Source organism: Pseudomonas sp. GW821-FHT04C07 (assembly GCF_059420325.1).
The window spans coordinates 51,985-64,660 of sequence record NZ_JBWKTM010000018.1 but is presented as its reverse complement, the minus strand read 5'-3'; the positions used below and the strand labels follow the sequence as shown (position 1 = coordinate 64,660).

10 protein-coding genes are annotated in these 12,676 nt (G+C 60.0%); 5 read left to right on the top strand and 5 right to left on the bottom strand.

Translation table 11 applies throughout. The annotated features are described in order from the left end of the window. Nucleotides 1-142 precede the first annotated feature (142 nt). Nucleotides 143-1,510 carry an NAD(P)-dependent oxidoreductase gene (locus AC07UI_RS26465; protein WP_494995319.1) on the top strand — a complete coding sequence of 456 codons (1,368 nt, stop codon included), beginning with the start codon at nucleotides 143-145 and terminating at the stop codon, nucleotides 1,508-1,510. Continuing rightward, complete coding sequence (preA, locus tag AC07UI_RS26460) at nucleotides 1,511-2,785, top strand: NAD-dependent dihydropyrimidine dehydrogenase subunit PreA (protein ID WP_494995264.1); 1,275 nt, start codon at nucleotides 1,511-1,513, stop codon at nucleotides 2,783-2,785. It begins immediately after the preceding gene. Nucleotides 2,786-2,838: 53 nt separating this feature from the next. Here preA and AC07UI_RS26455 read toward each other — a convergent pair whose 3' ends face one another. Further along, nucleotides 2,839-3,459, bottom strand: coding sequence for a TetR/AcrR family transcriptional regulator (locus tag AC07UI_RS26455; RefSeq protein WP_494995263.1), 621 nt, complete (start codon nucleotides 3,457-3,459; stop codon nucleotides 2,839-2,841). 177 nt (nucleotides 3,460-3,636) lie between these two features. Here AC07UI_RS26455 and copC point away from each other — a divergent pair, with 177 nt between their 5' ends. Together copC and copD are read left to right on the top strand one after the other, a co-directional pair. Next, complete coding sequence (copC, locus tag AC07UI_RS26450; RefSeq protein ID WP_494995262.1) at nucleotides 3,637-4,002, top strand: copper homeostasis periplasmic binding protein CopC; 366 nt, start codon at nucleotides 3,637-3,639, stop codon at nucleotides 4,000-4,002. A 3-nt stretch (nucleotides 4,003-4,005) separates the two neighbouring features. Then, on the top strand, nucleotides 4,006-4,881 hold the full coding sequence (copD, locus tag AC07UI_RS26445) for a copper homeostasis membrane protein CopD (protein ID WP_494995261.1): 876 nt from the start codon (nucleotides 4,006-4,008) through the stop codon (nucleotides 4,879-4,881). Between the two features lie 118 nt (nucleotides 4,882-4,999). On the opposite strand, the gene AC07UI_RS26440 is transcribed toward copD, so the two are convergent. From AC07UI_RS26440 to AC07UI_RS26430, 3 genes are all read right to left on the bottom strand, one after another. After that, nucleotides 5,000-6,148, bottom strand: a complete 1,149-nt coding sequence (locus AC07UI_RS26440; protein WP_494995260.1) for an HlyD family secretion protein — start codon at nucleotides 6,146-6,148, stop codon at nucleotides 5,000-5,002. Further along, nucleotides 6,145-7,812, bottom strand: coding sequence for an MFS transporter (locus AC07UI_RS26435; protein WP_494995259.1), 1,668 nt, complete (start codon nucleotides 7,810-7,812; stop codon nucleotides 6,145-6,147). Before AC07UI_RS26435 ends, AC07UI_RS26440 begins: the two co-directional genes overlap by 4 nt. A 188-nt stretch (nucleotides 7,813-8,000) precedes the next feature. Further along, the gene (locus tag AC07UI_RS26430) at nucleotides 8,001-8,801 is read right to left on the bottom strand and encodes a sulfite exporter TauE/SafE family protein (protein ID WP_494995258.1); all 801 of its coding nucleotides are present in this window, start codon (nucleotides 8,799-8,801) and stop codon (nucleotides 8,001-8,003) included. A 161-nt stretch (nucleotides 8,802-8,962) separates the two neighbouring features. Between AC07UI_RS26430 and AC07UI_RS26425 the strand changes: the two genes are divergently transcribed. After that, nucleotides 8,963-9,826 carry an MBL fold metallo-hydrolase gene (locus AC07UI_RS26425; protein ID WP_494995257.1) on the top strand — a complete coding sequence of 288 codons (864 nt, stop codon included), beginning with the start codon at nucleotides 8,963-8,965 and terminating at the stop codon, nucleotides 9,824-9,826. On the opposite strand, the gene AC07UI_RS26420 is transcribed toward AC07UI_RS26425, so the two are convergent. Beyond that, nucleotides 9,813-12,662, bottom strand: a complete 2,850-nt coding sequence (locus tag AC07UI_RS26420; protein WP_494995256.1) for a TRAP transporter substrate-binding protein — start codon at nucleotides 12,660-12,662, stop codon at nucleotides 9,813-9,815. The two genes, AC07UI_RS26425 and AC07UI_RS26420, sit on opposite strands and share 14 nt — an antisense overlap. Between the last annotated feature and the right edge of the window lie 14 nt (nucleotides 12,663-12,676).

Sequence of the window (12,676 nt, the reverse complement as noted above, 5' to 3'; positions counted from 1 at the left end):
TCCGCGTCCCACGCTTGTGACGTAGAGCGTCACGGGCTGCATTCCCACGCAGAGCGTGGGAACGATCACCAGGTAGAACGTGCGATACACCAATACCAATGCCCATCAGAGGCAGTACCTCAAAAACCGTGAGGCCATCACCGTGATCAAGACCCTGAGCCACCTCCCGCATCCCCATGAGGACGCGGCCGCCCTTGCCGGCCATTTCACCGATCTGGCGCCGCCGCTCAATGCCCGTCAGGCCACACTGGAAGCCTCGCGCTGCCTGTATTGCTACGACGCACCGTGTGTCAATGCGTGCCCGAGCGAGATCGACATCCCGTCGTTCATTCGCAATATCCATCAGGAAAACGTTCAGGGCGCCGCGCAGACAATCCTTTCGGCGAACATCCTGGGCGGCAGTTGCGCACGGGTCTGTCCGACCGAAGTCCTGTGTCAGCAAGCCTGCGTGCGCAACAACGCTCAAGAGTGCGCGCCAGTGCTGATCGGCCTGCTGCAACGTTACGCCGTGGACAACGCGCAGTTCAGCGAACACCCATTCAAACGTGCCGCGCCGACCGGTAAACGCATCGCTGTGGTCGGTGCCGGGCCGGCGGGGTTGTCCTGCGCTCATCGCTCGGCGATGCATGGCCATGAGGTGGTGATTTTCGAGGCCCGCGAGAAAGCCGGCGGACTCAACGAATACGGGATCGCCAAGTACAAGCTGGTGGACGACTTCGCTCAACAGGAGCTGGAGTTTTTGCTGGGTATCGGCGGGATCGAGATCCGTCACGGGCACAAACTCGGCGACAACCTCAGCCTCACTGAACTGCATCAGCAGTTCGATTCGGTGTTCCTCGGCCTCGGCCTGACTGCCAGCAAGCAGCTCGGTCTGGCCCACGAAGACGCCCCCGGCATGCTCGCTGCCACCGATTACATCCGTGAGCTGCGCCAGGCCGATGACCTGACGCAATTACCACTGGCCGATCGCTGCATCGTCCTTGGCGCCGGCAATACTGCCATCGACATGGCCGTGCAAATGGCTCGCCTCGGCGCTCGCGACGTGAACCTGGTGTACCGACGCGGCCTTGCGGAAATGGGCGCCACCGAGCATGAACAGAACATTGCCAAGGCCAATCAGGTACGTCTGTTGACCTGGGCTCAGCCCGAAGAAGTCTTGCTCAATAAAAAGGGTCAGGTACGCGGCATGCGCTTTGCCCGCACGCGGCTGGAAAACGGTCGCCTGCAATGCACCGGCGAGACCTTCGAGCTGGCCGCCGACGCGATCTTCAAAGCCATCGGCCAGTCCTTCGACGACGCAGCGCTGAACGATCCGCTGGCCCGTGAACTCAAGCGCGAGGGCGAGCGCATTCTGGTGGACGAACAGCTGCGCACCAGCATCCCCGGAGTCTACGCCGGAGGCGACTGCACCAGCCTCGGCCAGGACCTCACCGTCCAGGCCGTGCAGCACGGCAAGCTGGCCGCTGAAGCCATCAATGCCCAACTCATGCTCAATGTGGAGGCTGCATAAATGGCCGATCTGTCGATTGTCTTCGCTGGCATCAAAGCCCCCAATCCATTCTGGCTGGCCTCCGCTCCGCCCACCGACAAAGCCTACAACGTAGTCCGCGCCTTTGAGGCCGGCTGGGGTGGCGTGGTCTGGAAAACCCTCGGTGAGGACCCGGCGGCGGTCAACGTGTCGTCGCGCTACTCCGCCCACTTCGGCGCCAACCGCGAGGTCATCGGCATCAACAACATCGAGCTGATCACCGACCGTTCACTGGAAATCAACCTGCGGGAAATCACCCAGGTCAAAAAGGACTGGCCGGACCGCGCGCTGATCGTGTCCTTGATGGTGCCCTGCGTCGAAGAGTCGTGGAAAGCCATCCTGCCGCTGGTGCAAGCCACCGGCGCTGATGGTGTCGAGCTGAACTTTGGTTGCCCTCACGGCATGCCTGAACGCGGCATGGGCGCAGCGGTCGGCCAGGTCCCGGAATACGTCGAGCAGGTTACCCGCTGGTGCAAGACTTACTGCTCACTGCCGGTGATCGTCAAACTCACGCCCAACATCACCGACATTCGCGTTGCCGCCCGCGCCGCCCACCGTGGCGGTGCCGATGCGGTGTCGCTGATCAACACCATCAACTCCATCACCAGTATCGACCTGGATCGCATGGTCGCTCATCCAATGGTTGGCAGCCAAAGCACCCATGGCGGTTACTGCGGCTCGGCGGTCAAACCGATTGCGCTGAACATGGTGGCCGAGATTGCCCGTGACCCACAAACCCGTGGCCTGCCGATTTGCGGCATTGGCGGGATTGGCAATTGGCGCGATGCGGCAGAATTCATCGCCCTTGGCAGCGGCGCGGTGCAGGTGTGCACGGCAGCGATGCTGCATGGTTTTCGCATCGTTGAGGAGATGAAGGACGGTCTGTCGCGCTGGATGGACAGCCAAGGCTACACCAGCCTGCAGGAATTTTCGGGTCGGGCGGTGAGCAATACCACGGACTGGAAGTACCTGGACATGAACTACCGGGTCATCGCCAAAATCGACCAGGACGCGTGCATCGGCTGCGGTCGCTGCCACATCGCCTGTGAAGACACCGCGCACCAAGCTATCGCCAGCCTCAAGCAGCCTGACGGCACGCATCAATATGAAGTAATCGACGACGAGTGCGTGGGCTGCAATCTATGCCAGATCACCTGCCCGGTTCAGGACTGTATCGAGATGGTACCCATCGACACCGGCAAGCCATTCCTGGACTGGGACCACGATCCGAGGAATCCGTATCGCGTGGCGGTTTAAACAAACCTGCTGATGATCGTTCCCACGCTCTGCGTGGGAACGAGCTGCGTGGGTTACGGCTCCAAGCCAATCCCCCGCAGAATCACGCTGGTCACGGTCTGTACCGCCCGTTCAAACTGCATATCCGACAGCGGTTGGTGATCGTTGAGGATCATCACCTGGTGATCGAAGTCAGCGTAATGCTGGGTCGAGGCCCAGATCATGTACAGCAGCGCGGAGGGTTCCACCGCCAGGATGCGTTTGTCTTCCACCCACTGACGAATTTTCGCTTCCTTCATTTTCGCCCAGTCGTACAGGCTCGCATCCAGCGCCTCTCCAAGGGTCGGTGCGCCATGAATGATTTCATTGGCCCAGACTTTCGAGCCATAAGGCCGGCTACGGGAATGGTTCATCTTGGCGCGGATGTAGCTGCTCAGCACCACCCGCGGATCATCGAACATCTCGAAGCACAACGCGTCCTGCTTCCACACATCCAGCAGATCAAACAGCACGGCGCTGTACAGCTCACTTTTGGTGCTGAAGTAGTAGTGCAGGTTGGAGCGCGGCAGTTGCACTTCTCTGGCAATATCGGCCATCGCCGTGCTGCCGTATCCTTTCTCGGCGAAGATTTTTTCGGCCGCCAGCAGAATTTTTTCGACGTTACTGCGACGAATCTCGATCTTGTGATTGCCCATGAGGGCTCCCTGACGACAGCGTTGGTCAAGACTAGCATCCGCTCTAGTTCGGGGCGACAGCCGCAAACGAAACTTCGTACGCTAGACTTCCCCCGAGAAAACGCTGAGTACCGTTTCGCTCGGCACCTGCGTCATGCTCTATTAGCGCCCCCTCGTATTCAATGAAGGTACCTGCCAATGCTGATCAAAAAAGCCCTGACTACCACTGCCCTGCTGAGCGCGCTGCTCGCCGCCTCTTCGGTGTTTGCCCACGCGCACCTGAAAAGCGAAACGCCGGCCGCTGACAGTACCGCTGCTGCCCCCAAGGAATTACGACTGGTGTTCTCCGAAGGTGTTGAAGCAGCCTTTACCAAAGTCACCCTTAGCAAGGACGGCGCTGATGTCGCGGTCAAAAGCATCACCACCGAAGGCAGCGACAAAAAGACCCTGATCGTGACTCCAGCAGCTCCATTGGCAGCGGGTAATTACAAGGTCGAGTGGCACGCGGTCTCGGTCGACACCCATAAAAGTGAAGGCAACTATAGCTTCAAGGTCGGCCAATAATTCATGTCGAGCGCGCTGGTCCTGTGCCGATTCCTGCATTTCGCCGGGGTGCTGATGCTGTTTGGTGCCTGTGTCTTCAGGCCCCTGCTGTTACGCCGCGAGCCGCTTACAGAGGCGCTTGGCGTACTGGATCGACGTCTCGCTGGCGTAACGAAACTGCTCGCCTCGTTGGCGCTCGCCAGCGGGGTTTGCTGGCTGTTGCTGATCACCGGCAGCATGGCTGGTTCATGGCAGGCGGCGATTGACCTGCCGACGTTGCAGTTAGTCCTGAGCAATACGTTTTTCGGGCAGGTCTGGAGCTGGCACCTGCTGCTCAATCTGTTGTTAATGGTGTGCCTGATCACACCGCCAGGCAGATCGTTTCCTCTACGACTGGCCCTGAGCAGCCTGCTGCTGGCAACGCTGGCGCCGGTCGGACACGGCGCCATGCTCGATGGTCTCAACGGCCAGTTACTGATCCTCAACCAGGTGATTCATCTAGCGTGCGTCGGCGCCTGGCTCGGTGGGTTGATGCTGTTGGTCATGATTGTGCTGCAACCAGCAACCCATCCGGTCAGCTTGATACTGCAACGATTCAGCGGTGTCGGTTACGGGCTGGTGGCCGGTTTGCTGGTCACCGGGTTGATCAACGTCCGCGTACTCACCGGCGCCTTTTGGCCGACGCCGTTGCTGTCCGGTTTTGCGCTGATTCTACTGATCAAGGTGCTGCTGGTCGGCGGCATGCTGGGACTGGCGCTGTTCAATCGCCTTAGAGTGAAAGACTGCCACAAGCGCCTGTCGACACTGCGTACCAGTGTGATGCTTGAGTGGCTGCTGGGCGTTGCCGCCGTCGCGGCGGTATCGCTGCTGGGGACGATGCCACCAATGATGGCGAGTTAGAGTCACCTCGATCGTTCCCGCGCTCCGCGTGGGAATGCCGCCCTGGACGCTCTGCGTCCGCCCTTGATTTGACGCAGAGCGTCACGAGATGCCTTCCCACGCAGGAACATTGGAACGATCAATTTTTGCCTGAAACGCCCCCTTCCCCCGCCGTATCAATGCTCACCACCACCGACATCCCCGGTCGGAGCCGTTCGCTTTGTGGCTGATCGGGATCGACGGTAATACGCACCGGAACCCGCTGGGCGATTTTGACGAAGTTGCCGGTGGCATTGTCGGCTTGCAGCAGACTGAACTCCGAGCCGGTGGCCGGAGAGATCCGCTGCACCCGACCGTGGAATTTCTGGTGATTGAGGGCGTCGACGGTAAAAGTCGCTGGTTGGCCAGTCTGAACATTGTCCATCTGGGTTTCTTTCAGGTTGGCGATCACCCACAGCTGATTCGGCACCAGCGCCATCAACTGCGCGCCCGAATTGACGTAGGCCCCCAGACGCACACCGATCTGCCCGAGCTGACCGTCCTGTGGGGCGATGACCCGGGTATTGGACAGATCGATGCGGGCCAGTTCAACCACAGCCTCAGCGCTGGCCACCGCCGCCTCCAGCGAACCGCGATTGACGATCACCGTTTGCAGGTCCTGCCGGGCGATTTCCAGGGTCGCCTGGGCTTGAGCCTCGGCGGCGATGGTTTGCGCGTTGGCCGCGCGGGCCACATCCAGGTCGCGCCTGGAGACCGAGCCATCAATGATCAGTTCTTCGTTACGCCGCAGGTCTGCCGCACTTTTACGGACCTGGGCCTGACTGTCGACCAACGCGGCCTGACGCAATTTGATGGTCGCTTCGGCACTGTTGCGTTGTTGCACCACATTGGCCAACCCCGCCTTCTGCACCGCGAGTTGCGCCAGCGACTGATCCAGACGCTGCTTGTAGATGCGGTCGTCCAGGCGCACCAGCAGGTCCCCGGCTTTGACGAACTGGAAATCCTGCACCGGCACCTCATACACATAGCCGCTGAGTTGCGGCCCGATGATCGTCACCTGGCCCCGGACCAACGCGTTTTCCGTGGTCTCGATGGCGCTGCTGAACGGTGGCAATTGCCAGGCATACAGCACAATTAGCACTCCGACGATGGCAATGGCGGCAAAGCCCATGGACGAGATAACCCGCACCCGTAGCGAGCGCGGCTCGGTGGCCGGCGCTGACGGCGGCTCGGTGCCCTCGGGCGTTGCGGCAATGGCGTTGGTGGTCGTCTTCGTCAGTTCGGTCATGGAGAGGTGGCACCGCTGGGTTGAACGGGAGATGGGGTGGCAGGCACAGGCTTGAGCGCTTTGGTCGTGCTCATCAGCCACAGGCTGCGCAGAAAGATCCAGAGCATGGTCAGCACGGCGATCACCGCAATCAGCATGAACACATCGTTATAGGCCAGCACGTTGGCTTCGCGGGTCGCTGCGCTAGCGAGGCTGCGTATGCCCTGGAGGGTGCGTAAATCCGGGTCAGCGATGATTGTTCCATAAGCCGAGCCGCCGCTTTGCACGCGGCCGGCTACCCGTGGGTCGAGCAGCGTCAGGTGCTCGACGATAGTGTTGGAATGAAACTTCTCGCGCACGATCTGGAACGTCCCCAGCAGCGCCGAGCCGATCAGCCCGCCGAGGTTCTGACAGATCCCGAACAGCACCGAAAAACTCACCAGATTGCGCGGATTGGTCAGTACATTGCGTGCGCCATAGACCATGGTCGGCCCGAGAAAAAACGTTCCGCCAAAGGCCAGCAGGAACTGGCTGAAGTACATGTTGGCCGGGCGGGTTAGGTTGTTCGAAAAACTGTCCATCACCGAGCCCACCGCCATCAACGCCAGAGAGATGACCACAGGCATGAACAGATGCGCCGGGTTGATGGTCAGGGCGCTGGTCGCCAGGCCGGCAATACTGCCCAGCAGCATGACGGCATAAAGGGTGCGCATCTGCTGGCTGCTCATGTTCAGCGCCTGCAAAAAACCCACCGCTCCGGTGGACTGCTCCGAGAGCACCATACGAATCAGGATCACCGCCAACGCCAGGCGAATCATCGCCCCACTACCCAGCCATCGGGTCATCAGCATCGGGTTGCTGCGGTTATGCTCGATGGCCAGCCCGGCCATGATCAGCATGATCGAGCCCGCCGAAGCAATGCCGATCCACGGTGCCTCAAGCCACCAGTCGATACGCCCCAGCGACAGCACCGCGCAGAGCAAAGCGACGCCGCTGGCCAGCAACGTGAACGTCAGGAAGTCGAGTCTCTCAAAGGTTTTGAAGCGGTCGCCCGGCGGCAGCTTGAGCAGGAACACACAGCCCAGCGAGGTCAGCGCCAGCCCCAGCTCGAACAGATACAGCCCTCGCCATTCGGCGATCTGTAGCAAATCTTCGGAAAACAACCGGGCCAAGGGCAAGGCCAGTTGCGAGGTGCCCAACCCCAGCACCAGTGCCTTCATTCGCCACTTCGCCGGGAAGGCCTGGATCATGTAATACAAACCCAACGAGTTAAGCGCTGCGCCGACCATGCCATGGGCGGCCCGCACGGCAATCGCCGAGTTCAGGTCATTGACGAACAAATGGCCAAAGGTCACCAGCGCATACAGCACCAGAAAAACCTCGGTAAACGCCCGCAGACCGAACTGCTGACGAAATTTCACCAGCAGCAGGTTCATCGACACGTTGGTCATGACATAGGCCGCCGGTAACCAGGCCATCTCGGCGGTGGTCGCCCCCAGCGCACCTTGCAGATAAGGCAGATTGGCGATTACCAGCGAGTTCCCCAAACCGCCGGTCAACGCCACCAGCAGTCCGACCAGCGCATAGGCCAGACGTTTGCGTGCGGGGTGCAGCGGGGTCGACGGCGAACCCGGCAAGCTGGGCCGTTCGTGGGGTTGCCAGGATCGCGGGGCGTAGTGATCCATTTTTTAACCTTGATGTCTGTGCCTGTTGTAACCACGACTGCGCACAGTAATGCCATTGCAGTGTTACTAGTAAACCTGAGCAGGGTGCATCTTGCCAGTTACACCGTTTGCACCGCTGCAAAAGACATTACCCGCTATCAGGAACTTCTATGCGCTTCACTGGTGGTATTTCAGTGAGGCTTGCCCCCTCACGCCTTGAACAGCATGTAGCTGGCCACGACGATGCAAATGCTGGCAAATCCCACCTGCAACCCTCTGGCCGAAACGCGGGATGTCAGCCGTCGACCAAACAGCATTCCGACGATGCTCGCGACAATAAAAGCCCCACCCGTAGCGCTAATGGACACCCCTGCCTGAAACGCGCCGATAACCCCTATCGCCGAAATCAGGCTGATCACCATCAACGAGGTGGCAACGATTCCACGCATCTGTACATCGGTCAGTTGCTTGAAGGCCGGCACGATCAGAAAACCGCCGCCGACTCCGAGCAGCCCGGAAACAATGCCCGTGACAGCGCCCAATGCCGCCAGGGTCGCCGTGCATTTAGCGGTCCAGGAAAAGCGCCCGGTGCGTTGATCGAGCATGCAGTTTTTCTGCCCCCAGGAAGCGCTGCCATGATCACTCGGCCCGCAATCCCGCGACTCGCGCCGCAGCATCCGCCACGCCACGATGACCATGAGCAGGCTGAACAGAATCATCAAGACTTTTTCCGGCAAGCGATGGGCGAAGTAGATACCCACCGGCGAGAACAGCGCCCCGAGCAATGCGATCAACAACGCCGCGCGGTAACGCACCAGGCCGTGTCGCAAGCCATCGATGGCACCGACCGCCGCCGCGCTGCCCACGGCGAACAGCGCCACCGGTGCCGCCTGGGTCATGCTCCAGCCTAAACCCAATACCAAAGCCGGCACCGCGAGAATGCCGCCACCGGCACCGGTCAAGCCCAGGACCAAGCCCATTACCACACCAAAGAATGTTGTAAGCAGCATAAAACGCTCTGATCGACTTTTAAGACAACCGGAAAAAACCGGCACTGGAATCCCCTACAATACAACCCACGACAACTTATCCGCACTTGAATCACATCAATGCTGGTCAGGGTGCAGACAATCTATTTACCTTCTGGACTCATCCCGAAAGGATCTGCCCCATGTCAGCGTTGATTCAAGCCTTCCTGGACGAAGCCTCGTCGACGTACACCTACGTGATCTTTGAACTCGATGGCGGGCACTGCGCGATCGTCGACTCGGTGCTCGACTATGATCCCGCATCGGGGCGAACCGCTACCACCCAGGCCGACCGAGTGATTGCCTTCATCCGCGAACATCGTTTGCAGGTGCAGTGGCTGCTGGAAACCCACGCCCACGCCGACCACCTGTCCGCGGCGCCCTACCTGCGCCGGGAACTGGGCGGCAAGATCGCCATCGGCCAGCTGATCTGCAAGGTTCAGGACGTGTTCAAAACCCTGTTCAACCTTGAGCCGGAATTCAAAATCGACGGTTCGCAGTTCGACCATCTGTTTGCACCGGACGAGGAGTTCACCATCGGCAACCTCAAGGCCAGGGCGTTGCATGTGCCGGGTCATACCCCGGCGGACATGGCCTACCTGATCGACGATGAGCTGATTCTGGTGGGCGACACCTTGTTCATGCCCGACGTGGGAACCGCACGCTGCGACTTCCCCGGTGGTGACCCGCGGCAAATGTTCGCCTCCATACACAAGCTGCTGGCATTCCCCGCAGGCACCCGCCTCTATGTCTGCCACGACTACCCGCCTGCGGACCGCGCATTTGCGTGCCAGTCCAGCGTCGCCGAACAACGCAAAAGCAATATCCATGTGCATGACGGTATCGACGAAGCCGCTTTCGTCGCCATGCGCACCCGGCGTGATGCCGGGCTATGCATGCCGAGGCTGTTGCTGCCGGCGATTCAGGTCAACATGCGCGCAGGGAATCTGCCGCCCGCCGAAGACAATGGTGTGACTTACCTGAAGATTCCGATCAATCGGTTGTGACGTGCCAGCGGCTCACCGACAGTCGACCACCTGGCACTCTGAAGCGCCCGTTGACCTCTCCCGTTTGCTGACTTGATCCTGTCGGGGCACCACACATGCGTAATTCAGGATCACCTATGATCTGGAATTCCAGGGCCATGTCCGCATAGCCCGAGTTCTTGCCATAGGCATCGATGGTTTTCTGTAAGGCCTGATTGAAAATATCGATGACCCGTGCGGACGTACCACTTGCGCGCAACTGCTGAGCCACCGCAACGAAACTGACCGAAAGCCGGGTACCGAAATCCGAGTCCACCGGGAAAGGTGAAGCAACCACGGCGCCCACACCTCGACGCACCAGCATATTGACGAAAGTCTGACTGGCGGCCGAGACGCCAAGGGTGGAACACGCCGTCAGGATTGCCACGCTACCCGGCGTGAAATGCCTTCTCATGTCAGAGTCCAGCACCCGGCCAGGAAGCCCTGAGGTGGAGAACGAGACGTCACCCTTGCCGTGATGCGCGAGAAGCACCAAGGCGCTGCTGGTCACCGAAGGTGTGTCAGCCTGGGTCATGAACTTGAGCAAGTCGGTGTTGTTCTGATACCAGTTGACATCACGCCCTTGCATCCGCCAGTCATCTTTCATCAACAATTCCGCGGACTCGGCCCCCACGCCATCCAGTGCTTTGGGAATTGCAAAGTCCCAACCGCTGAAACAGGCGCCGGGTTCGAGCGTCTGGGCGTCCTGTAACGGCTGGACAACGGTAATTCGATGGGAGAACAGTTGGTCAGGCGCATCGGCGCCCAACAAGGCCAGCGGCAGGTTTTGCATTTCCCCCCACGAATCGAAGTAACGCACCAATACCACCGGGACTTCGACCCGTTGTGTCAGACGCTGCATCGCCGCCCTTGCCGCGTCAGCATTTCGCTGATCTTCCGGGGCACGGCCGTTGAACAGCATATTGTTCATCTGCCTGACGACATCGGTGTAAGGCTGGGCGGAGCCCAAGTGCTCGCGGGTGTTCGCGATTGAGGCTGGCAGCATGGAGTCCTGCTCCAGAAAGTGCGTCAGATTGCCTGCAAGCTCCCACGCATAGACTGGCGGCATCTTTCCTTGACGCTGGGCGGCGTCAAACTCTGAGTGATCAACGTACACCGCAACCGTCGCAGCATCGCCCTCGCCCCTGGGAATCAAGTCAAACAAATGTAAGGCGGCGTCTGCGGACGACGTCTGCCGCGCATTTTTTCCGACCTCCAGCAGCCTCTCCAATCCGGACACCAGTTCTCCGCCTCTCAGGCTGGTGTCGCACGCCGGCGGGTACTGCTGTCCGACGTCGCTCACCGGCACACTGACCACGATGTAGTCCAGAGGCCGCAGCCCCGCTGCATCCCAGATCGAGAGGACGACCTGCGCACAACCCGCCTGGCGGGCGATAAGCGGCCACGCCATGGGCGCATCGACACTCAACGCCTTGGCCAGGTCGCTCAAGGTGATGAGGTGATGGCGCGCTTTTTCCCGCAGAGACTCGTCAGCGGTCCTGGCTGGCAGGCGATCGCGGTGGACATTGAATCTGCGAGCCCGAAAATCCGAACCCGGTGCCGGCTCGAGGATCCCGCCCATCAGCACTGGCCGAACCAGCAAGTGGATCTCGTCGCTGTCCGGATCCGCAGCGATTTCTTGCTGCAGCAGGCTGCTGATCCCGCTACTCAATGCCCCGGGATAGATGCCCCGACCAAGATCCACTACAAAATCATAGGGTTTGCCTGCGGCCAAGACATTCTTGACCTGCCTGGGCGAGGATTGAAACCAGGCATTCCAGTTGATGGAAAAGGTCGGGATCGCCTTGCTCAAGCGCAGTGTGTAATTCGGATTGTTTCTCGCCTCGCTCACCAGCGATGGACCAATTTTCTCGATAGCCGATGCCTGGCGGTTGGCCAATGCCACCTGCCATTGAGCACGCATCCCCTCATCGACGCCCATCCAGGTGATGTACGGGGAGGACTGCACCGCATCGATCGCCTCACTCTCCCGAGCGATAATGTTCGAGGTGACATATTCCTCGGCGTAGTTCATGACCTGGGTGATGCGCTCGCGCGCTGGAGCAGGCAATGCTGAAAAACGCGAAGCCTTGTAGATGGCAATCAACCCGCTGAAGCGATGATCGCTTTGCGTCACGAATGCGGCCTTGATTTTCGTAACGCGATCCCAGGGGACTTCTGCCGCATCAACCGCCCCGGTGGCCAATGCCGACGCCATGTCCGTATCAGACATCTTGATCGACTCGGCGCCCACGCCTGAAAAATCCATCGACTGCCAATCATCGCTGGAAACCGCGAGCCTGGTGCCCTTGAAGTCCGTAGGCGAACGCCGGGGAAGCTGGCTGGCAATAACCCGCGTTCCCCCGTACCAGACCCCACCCAACGCCTGCAATCCCTGCTCTTTAAGTTGCTCGGCCAGTTGCGGCTGCAACTGCGAGCTCATGAAAAATGAAAAGGGCCTGGTCTCGGAGAAGGTAAATGGCAGGCCGTATATTGCGAAGGCAGGGACAAATTCACTCAGGGCAGAAACGGGGACGACGGCTAAGTCGGTCTCCCCTTGCATGACACTTTTGATCACGCTATCGGCAGACGCCACATTGAGGTGTCTAACGGTTGCAACGTCTTCCAGGCCCTCCTGGATAGCGCCCGCTGCCTGGTCAAATGTCTGGTTATGGGCAATAGCGATGGCGATCAGAACGGGCCGATCCTGAGCAGGTACGACCTGCGAGGCAACGCACAACAGCAGAGCCAAAAGCAACCTGTGCCAACCTGACCAGGAAGCTGCGCCCTTGCACTCGCAAACCTCCCATTCGCCCATCTCATCACCTCAGG